This window comes from Streptomyces yaizuensis (assembly GCF_034961445.1).
GTDB classification, from domain to species: Bacteria; Actinomycetota; Actinomycetes; order Streptomycetales; family Streptomycetaceae; genus Streptomyces; species Streptomyces yaizuensis.
The window spans coordinates 109,350-127,186 of sequence record NZ_BSBI01000009.1; the positions used below are offsets into that span (position 1 = coordinate 109,350).

The 17,837-nt window shown below is 73.2% G+C and carries 16 protein-coding genes; 6 read left to right on the forward strand and 10 right to left on the reverse strand.

The window, feature by feature from the left end:
- Nucleotides 1-57: 57 nt before the first annotated feature.
- Entirely contained in the window at nucleotides 58-1,215 is a 1,158-nt protein-coding gene (locus SYYSPA8_RS21665) for an XRE family transcriptional regulator (protein ID WP_323448918.1), read from the reverse strand.
- 257 nt (nucleotides 1,216-1,472) lie between these two features.
- Entirely contained in the window at nucleotides 1,473-1,988 is a 516-nt protein-coding gene (locus SYYSPA8_RS21670; RefSeq protein WP_323448919.1) for a CGNR zinc finger domain-containing protein, read from the reverse strand.
- A 25-nt stretch (nucleotides 1,989-2,013) separates the two neighbouring features.
- On the opposite strand from SYYSPA8_RS21670, the gene SYYSPA8_RS21675 reads away from it, so the two are divergent.
- Nucleotides 2,014-2,925: an AEC family transporter gene (locus SYYSPA8_RS21675; protein ID WP_323448920.1), complete on the forward strand. Its 912-nt coding sequence runs from the start codon at nucleotides 2,014-2,016 to the stop codon at nucleotides 2,923-2,925.
- A 56-nt stretch (nucleotides 2,926-2,981) separates the two neighbouring features.
- Here SYYSPA8_RS21675 and SYYSPA8_RS21680 read toward each other — a convergent pair whose 3' ends face one another.
- The gene (locus SYYSPA8_RS21680) at nucleotides 2,982-3,728 is read right to left on the reverse strand and encodes an N-acetyltransferase (RefSeq protein WP_323448921.1); all 747 of its coding nucleotides are present in this window, start codon (nucleotides 3,726-3,728) and stop codon (nucleotides 2,982-2,984) included.
- Between the two features lie 367 nt (nucleotides 3,729-4,095).
- Here SYYSPA8_RS21680 and SYYSPA8_RS21685 point away from each other — a divergent pair, with 367 nt between their 5' ends.
- A complete protein-coding gene (locus SYYSPA8_RS21685) occupies nucleotides 4,096-5,052 on the forward strand; it encodes an MBL fold metallo-hydrolase (RefSeq protein ID WP_323448922.1) in 957 nt (318 codons plus the stop codon).
- A gap of 105 nt (nucleotides 5,053-5,157) precedes the next feature.
- Here SYYSPA8_RS21685 and SYYSPA8_RS21690 read toward each other — a convergent pair whose 3' ends face one another.
- From SYYSPA8_RS21690 to SYYSPA8_RS21710, 5 genes are all read right to left on the reverse strand, one after another.
- Nucleotides 5,158-6,342, reverse strand: a complete 1,185-nt coding sequence (locus tag SYYSPA8_RS21690) for an MFS transporter (protein ID WP_323449113.1) — start codon at nucleotides 6,340-6,342, stop codon at nucleotides 5,158-5,160.
- 2 nt (nucleotides 6,343-6,344) lie between these two features.
- Entirely contained in the window at nucleotides 6,345-6,857 is a 513-nt protein-coding gene (locus tag SYYSPA8_RS21695; protein WP_323448923.1) for a GNAT family N-acetyltransferase, read from the reverse strand.
- Between the two features lie 163 nt (nucleotides 6,858-7,020).
- Nucleotides 7,021-8,358, reverse strand: a complete 1,338-nt coding sequence (locus tag SYYSPA8_RS21700) for an alanine racemase (protein ID WP_407706057.1) — start codon at nucleotides 8,356-8,358, stop codon at nucleotides 7,021-7,023.
- Nucleotides 8,280-9,614 (reverse strand): DUF6271 family protein, encoded by a 1,335-nt coding sequence (locus SYYSPA8_RS21705; protein ID WP_323448925.1) that lies wholly within the window; start codon nucleotides 9,612-9,614, stop codon nucleotides 8,280-8,282. Before SYYSPA8_RS21705 ends, SYYSPA8_RS21700 begins: the two co-directional genes overlap by 79 nt.
- A gap of 53 nt (nucleotides 9,615-9,667) precedes the next feature.
- Nucleotides 9,668-10,684: a phytanoyl-CoA dioxygenase family protein gene (locus tag SYYSPA8_RS21710; RefSeq protein WP_323448926.1), complete on the reverse strand. Its 1,017-nt coding sequence runs from the start codon at nucleotides 10,682-10,684 to the stop codon at nucleotides 9,668-9,670.
- A 1,122-nt stretch (nucleotides 10,685-11,806) separates the two neighbouring features.
- On the opposite strand from SYYSPA8_RS21710, the gene htpX reads away from it, so the two are divergent.
- From htpX to SYYSPA8_RS38410, 4 genes are all read left to right on the forward strand, one after another.
- Nucleotides 11,807-12,724, forward strand: a complete 918-nt coding sequence (htpX, locus tag SYYSPA8_RS21715) for a zinc metalloprotease HtpX (RefSeq protein WP_323448927.1) — start codon at nucleotides 11,807-11,809, stop codon at nucleotides 12,722-12,724.
- A gap of 13 nt (nucleotides 12,725-12,737) precedes the next feature.
- Complete coding sequence (gene pspAB, locus SYYSPA8_RS21720; protein WP_323448928.1) at nucleotides 12,738-13,418, forward strand: PspA-associated protein PspAB; 681 nt, start codon at nucleotides 12,738-12,740, stop codon at nucleotides 13,416-13,418.
- Nucleotides 13,419-13,643: 225 nt separating this feature from the next.
- Nucleotides 13,644-15,398 carry a lysyl oxidase family protein gene (locus SYYSPA8_RS21725; RefSeq protein ID WP_323448929.1) on the forward strand — a complete coding sequence of 585 codons (1,755 nt, stop codon included), beginning with the start codon at nucleotides 13,644-13,646 and terminating at the stop codon, nucleotides 15,396-15,398.
- Nucleotides 15,399-15,599: 201 nt separating this feature from the next.
- A complete protein-coding gene (locus SYYSPA8_RS38410; RefSeq protein ID WP_407706049.1) occupies nucleotides 15,600-15,722 on the forward strand; it encodes a hypothetical protein in 123 nt (40 codons plus the stop codon).
- A gap of 48 nt (nucleotides 15,723-15,770) precedes the next feature.
- On the opposite strand, the gene SYYSPA8_RS21735 is transcribed toward SYYSPA8_RS38410, so the two are convergent.
- Nucleotides 15,771-16,634 carry an ABC transporter ATP-binding protein gene (locus SYYSPA8_RS21735; protein ID WP_323449114.1) on the reverse strand — a complete coding sequence of 288 codons (864 nt, stop codon included), beginning with the start codon at nucleotides 16,632-16,634 and terminating at the stop codon, nucleotides 15,771-15,773.
- A gap of 49 nt (nucleotides 16,635-16,683) precedes the next feature.
- Nucleotides 16,684-17,835: a FecCD family ABC transporter permease gene (locus SYYSPA8_RS21740; RefSeq protein WP_323448930.1), complete on the reverse strand. Its 1,152-nt coding sequence runs from the start codon at nucleotides 17,833-17,835 to the stop codon at nucleotides 16,684-16,686.
- Between the last annotated feature and the right edge of the window lie 2 nt (nucleotides 17,836-17,837).

Here is a 17,837-nt window from a genome sequence, read left to right on the forward strand (position 1 = left end):
GGGTGGGCGGACCGGGCCGGGCCCCGGGAGGCGACCGGGGGCCCGGCCCGGCACCTCTCAGCTGTCGCCCGCCAGGGGAATGCGCTGGAGCCGGTAGACGGTCCGGCGCTGGTCCGAGCACTCCGTCTGGTGCATCCGGGGCCAGAACTCCCCCGTACCCGTGGTCCCGAGGCACAGGTCCGGGTCGCCGTAGCGGACGTCCCGGCGGACATGGGCGGCCCGGAGCCGGTAGGTGTGGCTGCGGTCGTGGACGGATTCGATGTGGAACCGCTCCGCCAGCCGCAGCAGACGGTCGTCACAGCGCTCGATGGAGACCTCCGCGCCGGCACGGATGTCGTCGTTCCGTATGCCGAGACAGCGTTCGGGCTTTCCGTCCTCGGCCGGGAAGACGATCCGGTAGGTGCCGTCGTCCATGTACCGCAGCGACACCGAGGCGCTCACATTGCTGCACACGTTCGCGTAGAAGGACGCGCCCGCCGAGGACTTCGGTGCCGGACGCTCGGCCCGGCACTCGTCGTTCTCCCAGCTCAGCTGGTATTCGCCCTCGAACAGCGACTCCTGTCCGAGCGTGGGTGCCGGTGGCGGCGGCGCGATGGTCCTGGCAGCGGTCGAGCGGTCGGCCCACAGAACGGCGACGACCACGGCGAGCGCGCTCAGCGGCACGCTCAGGGCGAACCGGGAGTTCCGCCGCCACCAGGCCAGCAGCCGGGCGCGGAGCCTTCCGCGGGCGCCGCCCGGCGGCTCCGGGCCGAACCCCCGCCACGCGACCGGCGCCTGGGCATCCGCTTCCCCCATCTCCCGGGCCGTCGTGTCCCCACTCGGCGGAGCCTGCCCCTCCGCCTGGACCGGGCCGCAGCCGCGGACCGGACCGGCACCGGCGGCGTCGGCGCGCGGGCCCCCGAGGCCGCGGAGCGGGCAGCCGCTCCCCTCGGCCGGGCCGGCGGCGAGCCGGTGCCGGACCCGCAGCCACTCGGCCAGGGCCTCGTCCCCGCCGCCGCACCCCTTCACCACGGCGACGACGACCGCCTCGCTCGGGATCTTGTCCCGCGTGAGCGCGTTGGCCAGGGTGCTGCGGCCGACGAACCGCCCCTCGGCGGACGCCTTCTGTTCCAGTTGTCGATACGTCAGCCCCGTGGTGGTCTTCAGCGTCCGTAACGCCGCGACGAAGCCTGCGGCACCACCTGAGTCGGGCGGTCTCGACCGGATATCCTCCATGTCCCTCTCCCCCGTTCTATGAGACGTTCAGCAAGCTAGCCGAGGCATTGGGGCCGTACCAGTCTCGATGTCACCTTCCCGGCCATACTCCGTCACGGGCCTTGCGGCAATGGGTCGGCTGTCATCGGCGAGCCGTCGGTCATCACCGGGGGATGGGGGGCGTCCCGCCCGGCAGGGGAACCCGATGCCCGGCCCGACCGTCCCACTGCCGGAAACGGCCGCGGCGGGGGGGAAGGTTCCCGGTGGGTACGGGAAGATCAGCGCAGGCGGGCGGCGGCCCGGTGGCGGGCGACCGCGTCCGCGTTGCCGCAGCGGGCGGTGCAGTAGCGGCGGCGTCCGCCGCGCGAGCTGTCGACGAAGACCCGGGCGCACCGGGCCCGTTCGCAGGCGCCGAGGCGGGTGCCGCCCGTCCAGGCGCTGAGGATCGCGAGGCCGCCCGCCGTCACGGCCCTGACCCTGGCCACCACGTCCTCGTCGTCGCAGACGAGGTGCAGATGCGGGCTGAGCCCGTCGTGGGTGGTCAGATGGATGCGGCCGGCGGCCTCGTCCAGCAGGGCGTTGAGCACGGCGCACCGCTCGGTGGCGCCGGGCGCGGTGAAGACCGGGCGCAGCCGGCCGGCCCACTGGCGCAGTGCGGCGGCGGACCGCTCGTCGAGCGCGGGCCGGCGGATGTCGTGATCCCGGAGCAGTGCTTCCAGATCGGTGTCGTCCTCGGCGTTGACCAGGGCCGCCGCCAGTTCCGGGCCGGTCCGGTTGTCATGGTTGAAGTGCACTGACCCATGACAGCATGCTCGGCCGATGATCGTCACCCTGCATGCCGTCGTCCCCGTCGCCCTGCTGATCGTCCTCGGCTGGTGGCTGCGCCGCGGCGACCGGCTGGGCGGTCGCGCCTTCTGGGATCCGCTGGAGCGGCTGACCTATGTGGTGCTGTCGCCGGCCCTCTTCGTCTCCTCGATCGCCGGCGCGGATCTGGGTCTGGTGGATCCGCTGCCCATGCTGGGCGCGCTGGCGGGTTCGACGCTGGCCGTGACCGGGGTGCTGCTCGCGCTGCGCCGGGTGCTGCGGCTGGCGGGACCGGCGTTCACGTCGGTGGTGCAGGGGAGCATCCGGCTGAACACCTATGTCGGCGTGATCGTCGCGGCGGGCCTGTACGGGACGGACGGGGTGGCGCTCTTCGCGCTGGCCTCGGCGGTGCTGGTGCCGCTGGTGAACGTGGTGTGCGTGACGGTGCTGGTGCGGCATGGCGAGGGGGGCGCGGCGCCGGGTTCGCTGCCGCGGCAGCTGGCCACCAATCCGCTGATCCTGGGGTGCGTCGCGGGGCTGGCGCTGAACGTCTCCGGGCTGCCGCTGCCGGAGCCCTTGACGGGGACGGCGCGGATCCTCGGTGACGCGGCGCTGGCCTGCGGCATGCTCTGCGTGGGGGCGGCGCTGTCGTGGCGGCGGGCGCCGGGGGCCGGGCGGGCGCTGGCGCTGTCCTCGGTGGTGAAGCTGGTGGCGCTGCCGCTGCTCGCGGCGGGGCTCTGCCGGCTGCTGGGGCTCGACGGGCCGGCGGCGGCGGCCGTCGTCCTCATCCAGGGGCTGCCGACGGCCGCCTCGGCCTATGTCCTGGCCCGCCGGATGGGCGGGGACGCGCCCCTGATGTCGGCGATCACGGCGGGGCAGACGCTGCTGGCGCTCCTGACGCTGCCGCTCGCGCTGCGGGTGGTGTGAGCGCGCGGACGCCACCACCCCGGACCACGGCCGGGGGGTGGCGGGCGGTGCGGGTGTCAGACGGTGTGCCGGACCCAGACGTTGGGCTCGACGTACACCGCGTGGTCCGCCTCCGGTTCGCAGCGCACGGGCACCAGCGCGCCGGGGACCTCGACCGTGCCCGCCTCGGCGAAGGGCAGGCCGGTCCAGGACCGCCACTGGGCCAGTGAGCCCGCGATCGTCATGGAGACGGGGGCGACGCGCTCGACGACCCCGCCGGCCCGGGCGTGGACCCGCAGCCACGGGTCGTGCGGCAGACCGTCGGGGCGGGTCCGGAAGGCGTACTCGTGGATGTCCGCGCGGGGTTCTCGGTGCTTGGCGTTGGGCCGGACCGGGGCGACGAGGCCGCCGATCCCGAGCCGCCGCACGTTCTCCCGCAGCGCGGCGAGCATCAGACCGGACAGGCCCTCGCCCTGGCGGCCGGACCGGACGGTGATGTCGATGGCGCTGACCGTGTCCGGGCGCACCCCGTGGCGGAGATCGGAGAACGCCCACAGCAGGACCTGGTCCCAGCCCCGGTCGGGCAGTTCGCCCCGGTCCTCCCCGGCCAGCCGGAAGGGCACGCTGAAGGAGCGGGCCACCACCTCACCACTGCCGTCGTCCGTGGCGATCAGCACATACTCCGGGAACTCCGCGGGAATACGTCCGAAGCAGGCCCAGCCGACCGGGTCCTCCTCCATGAAGGCGGGCCAGGTGTCGGGCATGGCCCACAGCGGCTCCAGCAGTCCGGGCCGCTCGGCGAGGGTGGTGACGGTGAGAGACATGGGGAGGACGGTAGCCGCGGAGGTGGCCGAAAGTCATCGCTATTTTCTTCACAGGGGCCGGTATGTCAGGGGTTAAAGGGCGTGCGGGACGCCCGGAGTGGTGAAGTCCGGATACCGTCGACACCGGCTCTGCAATCCCATATGACCGACATATCACGTGATGGCCGAGTGGGTGGGCGGGGCTCACCTGGGAGGCGGGGCCCATCACCGCGATCAGGGGCACTCCCCTCTTTCGCCCCGCCCCGGCCACCGGGACCCTGGCGTGCACGGAGCCCCGGGAACGCGAGAACCCGGGAGCCCCGCAGCCCGCGCCCCGGCCGCCCGGGAGCCGGCGCGACCGCGCAGCCCTCCGAGGAGTGAGTCCCGCATGAGCGAGTCCCGCACGAGCGAATCCCTTCCCACCCCGCCCCTGCCCGAGTCCGCTCCCCCGCCCGGGGGCCGGCCCGGAACCGGCACCGGGGGGTGGTCCGTCGACGACCGCTGCACCGACTGCGACGTCGCCCGGCAGCTCGCGCCGGGGCTCGTCGTCCGCGCCGGGCGCACCTCGCGGGTGGTGCGCCAGCCCCGGGACGCCGCGGAGGAGCACCGGATGCGGCTGGCCGCGTTCGCCTGCCACACCCGTTCCATCCGCCCCGCCTCCGGCCGACTCGACCCGGCGGCCGACCCGTATCCGCTGGCCCTGGACGACACGGTCCTGCTCTGCGGGCACAACTCGCCCCGGACCGCCGGGGCCAACTCCTATCTCGTGCGGCGGCCCGGCGGCGGGCTGATGATGGTCGACACCCCGCGCTGGAGCGAGTCCCTGGCCGCCCGGTTCGAGCGGCTGGGGCCGGTCACCGATGTCCTCCTCACCCACCAGGACCACGCCGCGCACGGCCGGGTGTACGCCGACCGCTTCGGCGCGCGCCTGTGGATCCACGAGGGGGACATCGAGGCAGCTCCCGACGCCGACCGGGTCCTGCGCGGCACGGAGCCGGTGCCGGTCGGCCCGGGGATGGTCGCCCATCCGCTCCCCGGGCACACCCGGGGGTCCGTCCTCTACATCGCCGACGAGCGGTACTGCTTCAGCGGGGACAGCTTCTACTGGGCGCGCACGACGGACGATCTGGAGATCGCGGAGAGCGTCGTGTGGTACTCGGTACGGGAGTTGGCGGCCTCGCTGGCGCGGACCGTGGACCGGCTGCGCTGCGAGTGGGTCCTGCCGGGTCACGGGGGCGGCAAGCGGCTGCCGCCGCCGCAGATGGCGCAGCGCCTGGGGCGGCTGGCGGAGCGGGTCCAGGGGTTGCGGCCCCGGCCGGTGGACTTCGCCGCGATCCGCTGGTGAGGTGCGGGACCGTCACGGGGGCGGGTACGGGTCTGTCACGGACGGGGAGTACGGGCCGTATGGTGCGGGAGCGCGGCCCCACGCCCCACACGGCCCGGTCCTGGTTCAGGCGTCGCCCGCCGGCCGCTCCCAGCGGATCCGGGTGGCGCACAGGGAGACCAGGACGGCGGACGCGGCGACCGCGCCCATGCCCCACGCCAGGCTGCTCGCACTGGCGATGAAGCCGATGAGCGCGGGCCCGGCGAGCAGCCCGGTGGTCCCGGTCGCGGCGACCAGCGAGAGCGCGTCCGGCCCCTGCTTCGCGGCGGCGACGTAGACGCAGGGGGTGACGGCCGCGATACCGAGGCCCATGCAGGCGAACCCGATGAGCGCCGGGACCACGCCGCCGGTGAGGAGGGCGAGCGCGAGCCCCGTACCGGCGAGGGCGCTGCCGACGCGGACGATCCGGCCGTCGCCCCAGCGGGAGCGCCAGCTGTCGGAGAAGATCCGGGCGAGCACCATCATCACGGAGACGACGGCGATGCCCAGGGGCGCCACCTTCTCCGACGCGCCGGCCACGTCCTCCATGTACAGCGCGGACCAGTCGTTCATGGAGCCCTCGGTGACGGTGCCGAAGACCATGGCGGCCCCCATCCAGATCGTCACCTTGGACGGCAGGGGGAGCCCCCGGCGCTTGCCGGCCGCCGCCTCCTCCGCAGGTTGCGGCTCCGCTTCCGTCCCGGGGTCCTCGGGCAGCAGCCCCGGGCCGGAGTACGCGAGGACCAGGAGCAGCAGCCCGGTGGCGATCCCGAAGTGCGCGGCCAGGGCCGGGGTGAGCGCGGTGACGGCGGAGGCGAGGAGTGCCGCGAGGAAGGATCCGGCGCTGAAGGTCGCGTGCAGCTTGCCCATGGTGGTGCGCTGGTGGGCGGCCTCCAGGGCGGCTCCCTGCGCGTTCATGGCCACGTTCAGGGCGCCGACCGCGACTCCGTCGAGGCAGATGACGACGACGGCGACCGGGTAGTTCGGGGCGGCGGCCAGCGCGAGGAGGAGCGCGCCGAGGGCGAGGGCCGAGAAGAGCGCGAGCCGCCGGGAGCCCAGCTTCCGCATCAGGACGGCCACCAGCGGGAACGACGCCGCCGCGCCCGCGCCGCAGGCCATGAGGAGCAGCCCGATCTCGGCCTCGCCGAGATCGAGCTTCGACTTGAGGGCGGGCAGCCGGGCGGCCCAGGTGGCGTACTGGAAGCCGAGGAAGAGGAAGAGCGCGCCGATCGCGAGCTGTGCCCGCAGGAAGTCGTCGCGGACCTTGAGCATGCTCATCGGCCGGCTCCGTCGGTCAGGGCCCGGGACATGTAGACCGCGCTGGTGCCGTAGCTCTCCGGGAGCGGTATCTCGGGATGGGGTTCGAAGCCCCGCGCCGACCAGAAGGGCCGGCTGTCCTCAACGGAGATCAAGGAGATCCTTTCGAACTGCCGCGACCGGGCCGTCGCGGTGAGCTGGCGCAGCAGCCGCCGGGCGAGCCCGCGGCCGCGTTCCTCGCGGGCGACGACGAGGTCGTGCAGATGGAGATTGGGCGAGTGAAAAACGGAGTCCTCCGCTTGGGAGAGGTCCGGGAACCGGAACCGGGGGTAGGGCAGGGCGAGCACATAACCCGCGAGCCGTACCCGGCGCACCAGGACGAAGCAGGTGGCCGGTGAGGCGGCGGCCCTGGACTCCAGGGCCGCCCGGTCCTCCGACAGCGCGCAGTCGGCGTACGCGCCGGCTTCGAGGGCCACGATCGCGTCCCAGTCGCCGGGGGCGATCTCCCGGACCTCGATGTCGTGGTCCATCTAGGGCCTTTCTTTCGGATCAGGCTGGGTGAGGGAGCGGGGTCTGGTGCCGTGCATCGCAAGGCGGAGGAATGAGTCCCTGCGGAGCAGCGGCGATTGACGACAACGCGGCGAGGTGCGGTGCCAGGGCACGCGAGCCCCAGCAAGATCCGGAAGAGAGGGCCTAGCCGCGGCCCTCCGCTTGTGGGCGGTCGCCGGTCCAGCCGTAGGGGAGGGGCTGGAAGCCGTTGAACCCCCGGGTGGTGTAGCTGGTGGCGTACGCGCCCGTGGAGAGGATCCACACGGGGTCCCCGGAGGCCACCGTGCGGGGCACCCGGGTGGGTTCGCCGTCGACCCCGTAGGCGTCGTCGCTGTCGCAGGTGGGGCCCGCGACGACGGCGGGTACGACGTCCTCGCCGGGGTGGGTGGGGAAGACCAGCCGGTAGCGGACGGCGTCCATCTCGTACAGTCCGTTGAACTTGCCGCAGCTGAGGTAGAGCCAGTGCTGCGGCTCGCCGTCCGGCTGCCGGCGGGAGGAGAGGCGGGCGACGTGGGCCCGGATGGCGCCCTGGTCGGCGACGAGGTGGCGGCCCGGTTCGATCAGGAAGTCCAGCGGGGACGGGGAGAGCCGCCGCAGGGTCTCCATGCCCTCGCGGATCGCCGCGAAGATCTTGTCGAGCGGGGGGTTCAGGGGTTCGCCCCAGCGGTCGAGGTAGCCGAGGGCGGGCAGCCCGCCGCCGAGGTTGACGTGGTCGGGTTCGATGCCCCGGCGGTGCAGTTCGGTCAGGGTGTCGGCCAGGGTGGTGAAGGTGTCGCGCCACGCCTCGGCGGTCATCTGCTGGGAGCCGACGTGGACGGAGAGCCCCGAGGGCGTCAGCCCCAGGTCGCGGGCGCGTTCCAGGACACGGACCGCGTCGGCGGGCGAGCAGCCGAACTTGCGGCTGAGGCCCCAGAGCGCGCCGTCCCCGCTGGTGGCGAGGCGGCAGAAGACGCGGGCGCCGGGGGCGTGGGCCGCGATGGCGGTGACGTCCTCCAGGCTGTCGGTGGCGAAGTCCCGGATGCCGAGGCGATGGGCCTCGCCGATGTGCCGGTCCGATTTGACGGTGTTGCCGAAGTGCACAGCGCCGGGCGGGGCGCCGGCGGCGAGGGCCTGGGCGATCTCCTGGGGGCTGGCCGCGTCGAAGCCGGCGCCGCCGGCGGCGAGCAGCGTCAGCACCTCGTCCACCGGGCAGGCCTTCATGGCGAACCGGACCGCGACGCCGGGGAGTTCGCGCCGCAGGGTCGCGTGGCGTTCGGCGATGCCGGGGAGGTCGAAGACGATCCGGTCGCCGTCGGCGGCGGCGAGGGCGGCGCGCAGCCGCGGGGGCACGTCGGGCGCCCGGGTCACGCCCCACGGCGGGGGCGTGACCTGCGGCCGGGCCGTGGCCGGCTGGGGTGGTGCGCTCATCCGCCGGTACGCTCCCGCCGTGGGTCGGTGCGGGGGACGGCGGTGGACCTGCTCGCGCGGACCAGGGGCGCCCAGTTCTCCAGCAGCAGGGCGAAGTCCTCGATGTCGGCCTGGGCCTCGTCCAGGAGGGCGGGTCCCCGGGCCTGGAGCAGGTCGGCGACGTCGGTGTACCGGCCGCCGAGCCGGCGGTAGGCGCGGTCCAGGGTGTCGAGCCTGCCGGTGTTCTCCGCGCGGTCGAGACCGGCGCTGTCCCGGACGAAGCCGGCGATGGTGCCGGCGCGCAGCCGCAGGTCCGCGTCGAGGAGCCCGGAACCGGCCTGCTCCATGCGGTCGTAGACGGTGTTGAAGTAGAGCATCGACAGCAGGAACTTGACGTACCGGACGTGGTAGGCGGCGAAGCCGGCGTCCGTCCGGCGTTCGGCGGTGTAGTAGTTGACGATGTTCCGGTTGTGCCGGACGCCGGGCAGGGTCGCGCACTGGAGGGTGTGGAACAGGAAGTAGTCGCTGCCGATGGTGTCGACGGCGGGCGGCAGCGGGACGCTCTCGTACACGTCGTGGTGGAAGGCGGTGTTGCACATGTCCACGTGCATGGGGTCGACCCGGGACAGCAGGGAGTCGTCCCCGGCGAAGGGGGTGTGTCCCGCGCCCCGGAAGGACTCGGCGACCAGGCGGGCCTTCTCCTCGTCGGTCAGGTCGGCCGGGCCCCACAGGCTGACGAGGTCGTGGTAGGCGGCGGGGTCCTGCTCCTCGATCTCCGCGATGTCGACGGAGAGTTCCCCCACGAAGGAGGCGGCGACGAGGGAGATCGGCTTGGTCAGGTCGTCGTCGGTCAGGGTGCTCGTCGTGGCGTCCGGCACGGCGTCGGCGGCCCGCCGGCCGAGGAAGGTGAGTTCCTGGACGAGGGGGTGGACGGGCTCGCCGTCCAGGCTCTGGTAGCGGCTGTCGGAGTCCCTGCGGTGGGTGGACGCGCAGCCGAGGGCGGCGGCGATGAGGAAGGCGCGGTTGGTGCACGCTCCGTAGGAGACGCCGGCCGGGAGCATCAGGTCGAGCAGCAGCTCGGACTTGGGGGCGTCGGCACGGTGGATCACCTCCCGCAGGAATTCGCGCTGGCGCTGCTCGTCGAGGTGGTGGACGACCACCCCGGAGTGCGCGGGAATCTCCTCGATGGCCCGGGAATGGGCGGCGCGGTCCCCGGGTTCGGAGGAGTCGAGAATCAGCAGGTGCACCTCCGCACCGAATCGCCCGGCCGCTTCGGCGGCTTCCTGGGCGACGGCGGATATCGTGGCGGCGCACTCTCGGTTGGTGGGAAGGGTAAGGCAGATCTTCTGCATGCCGGATCTCTCCTCGTGCCGGAAGTCTCGTGGTGGGGGTGGGGACGCGGTCGTCACCCGCGCCAGGATTCGAGCCCGAGCAGCTTCTTTCCGAGGTCGTTGAGCGTGGCCGTGTCGTACCGCAGCGACTCGTGCTTGACCGCGTCGCCGACGAGGGTCCCGTTCCAGTCCGGGGTGCTGAGGTCGCGCCAGGAGGCGATGCGGGAGCGCCGCAGCTCCTCGTGGGACTCCAGCGCGGGCATCATGGAGAGGTACTGCACGGACCGCACCCCGTCCTCGGAGGTGTTGCGGGCCACGCCGTGCGCGAGGAGCCCGTTCCAGATCAGCAGGTCGCCGGCGGCCAGCTCGGGCCGGACCACGGGGAATTCGGCCCGGTCGACGTCGGGCCGGATGGGGTCGCGGTCGGCGGGCTGGGCGACCTTCCACGGCTCGAAGCGGTGGAACAGCTCGGGCGAGCACTGGAATCCGCCGTGGTCCGGGCGGGTGTCGTTGAGGGCGATGATGCCCTGGACCCGCTGGGGCAGCACACCGAGGGTGGTGTCGACGTCCCAGTGGAGTTCGATGTCGAACCCCTTGTCGGTGGGGGCGATCAGCGCGCGGTCCCGGTTCTTCACATTGGGCGGGTTGAGGTTGAGCCGGTCCAGGGTGACCCACAGCTCCTCGCAGTCCCAGACGTCGACGAAGGCGTCGTACACACGGCGGCTCTGCCGGCTGTCCCAGATGAGCTGGTGGTGATAGGCCTCGACAAAGCCGTAGACGTGCAGTTCGCGATCGAGGTCGGTACGGAAGGGCCGCTCCTCGTACCAGGTGTCCGGCCGCTCGGGGTCGAGGCCCTGGAACTCCCAGGCGAAATCGAGCAGTCGCAGCGCGGACTCGCGGGGTATGGCCTCCTTGACCACGACGTAGCCGTACTTCTGCCAGAAGGCGAAATCGGCGTCGGAAAGGACCCGGAGTTTATGGGACTTCTCGATGTCACGCAGTTGTGTCTGGGCGAGATATGACTCGCCGTCATGGCTGAAGTACGGGGTGGGGGATGGCGCTCGGTAGAGATATCCGGGCTGCGCGGGCATGCGGTTTCTCCAAATGCTCGACGGGAATCGGGACTGTGCGGTGGGTCAGCAGCGGTGGGGCGGTCGGGTACGGGCGGGACCGGCCGGGCCGGGGCCGCGCGGGGCACGGCGGGGGACTGCAGGGGACGGCACGACGGAGGGGTGGCGGTGGTCCGGCGGGGCGCCGGGTCGGCCGGCTCCGGGCATGGCGGAGCACGGCACGGCGGGGTGAGGGACGGCGGGGCGGGGGACGGCGGTCGGTTCGGCACGCGCCACGGCAGGGACGGATCGGGTCGCTCACGCCGCTTCGCCCCGGCCGGAGCCGGGCCGCCGGGTGGGGCGGCCCCGCAGGGCGGCGGGGCACGTCGGACGGGGACGGACGGGCGATCCACAGGGCCGTGGTGTCACAGGTGGCGGAACGGCCCGTCGTACCGGCGGGTCACTCCGGAGGACTCCGCGAGGGGTGAGCCGGGGTGCTTCCCTCCTTGGAATCGACGCCCCACGACGGTCATGGCGGACCGCGGGACGGGCGGTGGTGATGGCCGAACCGGCTGGCTTCGTCGCTCTCCGGCAGAAGGTCGGACCGGGTCTTTCCCCTCGGCCGGACCTCCGTGCCACCAAGGTGGACTAGACCAACTTTCGATGTCAACCCCCCACTTCGGCGGACACATCGGCACGGCGTCGGCGGCGTGCCAAGGGGGGCAGGACCCCGGAGAAACGGGCTCCGGGGCTGCGTACCGTACAGGCCACGGGGCCACTTCACCAACGGAATCTTCGATTCCGGATCGCCCTGGAACCACTTGCCCGCACCCCCTCGACAAACACCGGGGCGTCACTGGCAGAATGCGGGCCGTCACGCCGGGCCATGGATTCGCGCCATGGCCGGGTCTCGCCGTGCCATCGCCGCGCCATCGCCGCGCCATCGCCGCGCCATCGCCGCGCCCGGGTGCGGATTCCCGCGTTCCGGGTGCCGGGGCGACCGGCCGGCAGCCGTGGGTCCCCGGCCGCGGCGCCCGCACCCGGCATGACCGACGGCGCACCGGCGGCGTACCGGCGGCGCACCGGCACACTCTCCGCGGGACCCGCCGAAGGAGCACAATCGAGTGAGGGGGGCGAGTTCGACACTGTCCGGAAGGTGATCGGATGGCAGCCACCCGGACCCGGTCCCGGTACGTACCGGACCGGGGACTGACGACACGCATGGTGACCACCATGTTCCTGATCGGCCTGCTCTACGTGGTCTTCGTCGGGGTCCTCCTGGCCCTGGTCCGGGGAGCCTGGCCGCTGATCCTGCTGATCGCCGCCGGTCTCTTCGTCGCCCAGTTCTGGTTCAGCGACAAGATCGCCGCGCATGGCATGGGCGCCCGGGAGGTCACCCCCGAGCAGGCGCCCGCGCTGCACGGCGCCGTGGACCGGGTGTGCGCGCTCGCGGACATGCCCAAGCCCCGGGTCGCCCTCGCCGAGAGCGACGTGCCCAACGCGTTCGCGACCGGACGCGGCAGACGGACCGCCCTGGTCTGCGTCACCACCGGGCTGCTGCGCCGGCTGGAGCCCGAGGAACTGGAGGGCGTCCTCGCGCACGAGCTGTCCCACATCGCCCATCGCGATGTGGCCGTGATGACCATCGCCTCCTTCCTCGGGGTGCTGGCCGGGCTGCTCACCCGGATCTCCCTCTACGGCGGGCTCGGCCGCGCCGGGCGCAACAATGGCAACGCCGCCCTCGCCATGGCCCTGATCCCGCTGGTCAGCGCGGCCGTCTACGTGATCGGCTTCCTCCTGACCCGGCTGCTCTCCCGCTACCGGGAGCTGGCCGCCGACCGGGCCGCGGCCCTGCTGACCGGCAAGCCCTCCGCGCTCGCGGCGGCCCTGACCAAGGTCACCGGGGAGATGGCCCGGATCCCGACGCGGGACCTGCGGCGGGCCGAGCCGTACAACGCGTTCTGGTTCGCCCCGGCCTTCTCCTCCCGGGAGAGCCTGGCCCGGCTGCTCGCCTCGCACCCCCCGCTGGAACGGCGGCTGGAGCAGCTGGCCCGGATCTCGGCCGGGCTGTCCCGGCCCTGACGGGAGCGGGTCCATGGGTCTCCTCGACGTGATCCTCGGGCGCAGCCGGGCGGCGCGCCCCGACCTCGACCGGCTCTTCGGCGTGCCGGGGGCGGCGATCACCCTCCAGGCGGGCGCCGGTTTCGCCCCTGCCGGATCGGGTTCGGTGTGTTTCGCCGGGGTGGAGGGCGGGGCGTTCGCCCGGCTCCGTACGGAGGTACGGGAGCTGCTGGCGGCCGACGGCCCCGACGGCTCCGGCACCCCCGCGGGCTCCGACGGCTCCGGCCCGGGGTGGCCGGGGGGCGCACCGGCCGGCGGCGGGGTCGTGGCGGAGTTCGAGCAGGACGCGTACGGGTACACCTGGCTGCCGCTGCGGCGCCCGCCCGACGATCTCGTCTCCCTGGTCAACGATGTGCACGCGGTCAACACCCTGCTGGAGGAGGCGGGGTTCGGCCCGCAGCTGCTGTGCTCCCTGTTCGCCTTCCGGGAGGAGTCCGGTGAGCGGGTGCTGAGCCTGGTCTATCTCTACAAACGGGGCACCTTCTACCCGTTCGCCCCGGTCCCCGGTGCGGAGGAGCGCCGTGACAACGCCCTGGAGCTGAGCGTCCGGGCGCTGCTCGCCGAGGAATTGCGCATGGAGTCCGACCTGTCCCGCTGGTTCCCGGTGTGGGGCGCTCCCGGGCTGCCACCGCCCGCACAGCGGGCAATACCATGATTCACAGCTGACTCATAGACTTCCTCGCCAAGACGACCTGATCGTGGAATTAACGTCCACTTCCAGCCAACCTCTCGGGGATACGCATCCTCGGGCAACCCCGGCGGGCCGGGATCCCTCTCCCCCGGCGAGCACGGCCGTACCGCCGGCACCCCGCGGGTCCCGATGGCTCCGTCGTGCGCTTCCACTGGCTCGCCCTCGTGGCAACTGCATGACAGAGGAACGATGAACGCAATCCCTCGCACCCGTCTTTGGCGTTCGGCGCTCGCCGCGTCCGCGGCACTCGCCGTGACCGCCGGTATCGTCGCCGCCGCCCCCGAGGACCGGGCTCAGGCCGCTCCGGCCGGTCCCAAGCTGAGCCTGCTCAGCGCCGTCCCCCAGATCACCTGGACCAGCTATCCCGCCAACGAGTGGTACCCCGGCGGCATCGGCGAGGCCGACCTCGGGCTCCATCTCGCGGCCGAGGGGTCACCGTTCGAGCTGCGGCTCAAGCGCACGTCGTACGACAAGCCCATCGCGATCGAGCAGATCGTCCACGAGGGCAAGAAGAAGCGGGTCAAGAAGCTCCCGGCCGGGCTCACCAAGGACTTCCGCGGGCTGCCCGGCTTCATCGAGGTGACGCTCACCGACGCCGCCGGCAAGACCGTTCTCAAGCAGGGCCAGAACTTCTGTCCCAACAACGCCTCCGGCCGGCTCCGTCCCGGCGGGCCGCAGTCCTCGCGCTTCCCGCAGGGCTGCCCGGACAACCCGCTCACCGTGGGTTCGGTCTGGGGTGTGGAGAAGGACTGGGGCACCAACACCTACTCCGGCCACTACGAGGACAAGCCGCTCCAGCTGGCCGCCGGCAACTACACCGCCAAGGCCGTGGTGGCGAAGAAGTACCGCGACCTGTTCGGCATCCCGGCCAAGACGCAGACCGTCAAGGTCAAGGTCGAGGAGTACGTGCCGGACCCGGAGGAGGGCGGTCCGGTCGGGCGCGCGGCGGGTGCGGGTGCCCACGCGCACCACGCCGCCGGGCACGGCGGGCACAGCGGACACGGCCAGGCGCCGAAGATGTCCCTGGCCCAGGCGACCGGTGGCACCGGCCCCTCGTACAACGTGGGCCACACCCCCTATCCGCCGGCGCCGCCCGCGCTCGCCTGGGCGCTGCGCAACTCGGCGCGGTCCGCCGCGAACGTCGGCGACCGGGCCGGCCAGCACGACGGCTCCCGCAAGTCCCTGGGCGACAAGCCCAACGCGCAGCGGCCGACGGGCCGGGCGAAGGTCCCGAACGTGCCCAAGCCCGACCTGCGCTCGCTGCCCGCGTTCGGTGTCACGATCCAGCAGGGCGCGGAGATGGGCCAGCCCGGCAAGGACTTCGTGACCTTCGCCGCCAATGTGTGGAACGCCGGTCCGGCCGAGCTGGTGGTGGACGGCTTCCGTGCCAAGGGCAAGGACGTCATGGACGCCTACCAGTACTTCCACGACACCAACGGCAAGCAGGTCGGCTTCACCCCGGCCGGCTCCATGGAGTGGGACCCGCGCGAGGGCCACAACCACTGGCACTTCGTGGACTTCGCCAACTACAGCCTGCTGAAGGCGGACAAGAAGCAGGCCGTCCGCAGCGGCAAGGAGGCGTTCTGCCTCGCCAACACGGACGCGGTCGACTACACGGTGAAGGGTGCCAACTGGTCCCCGGACAACACCGACCTGACCTCGGCGTGCAGCGGCCCGACCCGGGTCTCCATCCGGCAGCGGCTGGACGTCGGTTCCGGTGACACCTACACCCAGGACCTGCCGGACCAGGCCTTCGACATCACCGGCCTGGCCAACGGCACGTACTGGATCGAGGTGAAGGCCAACCCGGCCAACCGCCTCAAGGAGACCAGCACCAAGAACAACACCGCCCTGCGCAAGATCGTCCTGGGTGGTGTCCCCGGTGCCCGTACGGTCAAGGTGCCGCCGATCGGCCTGATCGACGACCACAAGCCGCGCGGCTGAGGCACGTTCCGGCCGGGTCCGGCAGGGGGCGTGCAGAAGCCCCCGGGATCCGGCCGGGACCACCGGCCGGCCCCCTGACCGGGCCGGCCGGAGCACGTATCGGCCCGGGGCGGCGGCCTTCCGTCCGCCCCGGGCCGGCAGGGAACGCAGGATCTCCCCGGCCCGGACCGCCGTAGGGGAGAGCAGGGCCGAGGTGAGCCCGTGACTGTGCTCGGTACCGCCCTGGAGATGGACGTCGCAGGTGACTCCCGCGACCGTGGCCACCCGGTGGTGCTCATGTTCGGCTTCCGGACGATGGGCGGCTGTCCCACCGCGCTCCCCTGACCGGGTCACGCGGGCCCGCGTGGGGTCACCCCCGCGCCACCGCGGGCGTCACCGCGCCGGGGCCTCCTCGTGGTACCGGCCCATCGGGATGATCATCGGGGTGCCGCTGACGGGGTCGGGGGCGATCCGGCAGCGCAGTCCGAAGACCTCCTCGACCAGCGGCGCGGTGATCACCTCGACGGGGTCGCCCTCGGCGACGATCCGCCCGGACTTCATCGCGATGACGTGGTCGGCGTAGCGGCACGCCTGGTTCAGGTCGTGGAGGACCATGACGACCGTACGGTCCTGGGTCCGGTTGAGATCGGTGACCAGGTCCAGGACGTCGATCTGGTGGGCCAGGTCGAGATAGGTGGTGGGCTCGTCCAGCAGCAGCACCGGCGTGCCCTGGGCGACGGCCATGGCGATCCAGGCGCGCTGGCGCTGCCCGCCGGAGAGTTCGTCGACGGGGCGGTCGGCCAGATCGGTCATGCCGGTGGCGCGCAGCGCCTCGTGGACGGCCCGCTCGTCGCCGCTCGACCACTGCCGCCACCAGGTCTGGTGCGGGGAGCGGCCCCGGCCCACCAGGTCGATCACGGTCAGGCCCTCGGGGGCGACGGGGGTCTGCGGCAGGATGCCGAGCCGCTGGGCGAGTTCCCGGGTGGGTATCGCGTGCAGCGCGCGGCCGTCGAGGTGCACGGCGCCCGCGGCGGGGGTGAGCAGCCGGGCCAGTGCTCGCAGCAGGGTGGACTTGCCGCAGGCGTTCGCGCCGACGATGGCCGTGATGCGGCCGGAGGGGATGGCGACGTCGAGGCCGTCGACGACGACCCGGTTGTCGTAGGCCAGTCTGAGCCCGGTGGCCCGCAGATCGGGGCCGGTGGCGGGCGGCGCGGGCGCGGGCGCCGCGACTTCGGCCGCGGTGGCCTCGGCTGTCATGGCCCGGGCTGCCGTGACCTCGGCCGGGGTGGAATTCGCTGGCATGGGTTCAGCCTCCTGAGCCGGCGCGGTTCGCGCGGATGAGCAGCCAGAGCAGTACGGGGGCGCCGAGGGCGCCGGTGACGACGCCGACCGGGAGTTCGGTGTCGGTGATCAGTGTGCGCGCGATGAGATCGGCGACCAGGACGACCAGGGCGCCGGTGAGCCCGGCGGCCAGCGGCGGCGGCCAGGCCGTCCGCATCAGCCGCTGGGCGATCTGCGGCGCGGCGAGGGCGACGAACGCGACGGGTCCGGCGGTGGCGGTGCCGAAGGCGACCAGGCCGACGGCGGTGACGAGCACGGCCAGCCGGACCGGCTGGACGCGGGTGCCGAGGCCGCGGGCCACGTCGTCGCCGAGCTGGAGGGTGAGCAGCAGCCGGCCCAGCAGCAGCGCGGCGGGCAGCAGGACGACGAGCGCGATGAGCAGCGGCTCGATCTGGCCCCAGGTGCGGCCGTTGAGGTTGCCGACGAGCCAGCCGAGGGCGGCCTGGGCGTCGAACTGGCGGCCCCGGGCCATCAGATAGTCGGTGACGCTGGTGCAGATCCAGGCCACGCCGACGCCGACGAGGACGAGGCGGTAGCCGGTGGTGCCGCGCTTCCAGGCCAGTCCGTAAACGAGGAGCGCGGTGGCGAGCGCGCCGAGGAGGCCGAGCCACTGGGTGGAGAGGCCGGCGTCCCAGCCGAGGACGAGTCCGGCGACGACGGCGGTGCCCGCGCCCTGGGTGATGCCGATCATGTCGGGGCTGGCGAGCGGGTTGCGGGTCATCGTCTGGAGGAGGGCGCCGGAGACCCCGAAGGCGATGCCGACGAGGAGTCCGGCCAGGGCCCGGGGCAGCCGCAGCTCGTGGATGATCAGCTCGGTGCCGGGGTCGCCGGTGCCGGCCAGCGCGCGGGCGACCTCGGTGAGCGAGTACGGGATCTCCCCGACGGCGATGCCCCAGCAGAACACCAGGGCGACGGCGGCGGCGAGGGCGGCGCAGACCACGATCCGGCGGGGGTGCAGCACACCGGAGACGGGGGGTACGGCCGGCCGGAAGGTGATCCGGCCGGGCCCCGGGCGGCGCTGCGGGCCGTGCTCCGGGCTGTTCTCCGGGGTGTGCTCCGGGGTGTGCTCCGGGGCATTTTCCGGGCCGGTGGGGTGGTCGGTGAGGAGGTCGGTCATGC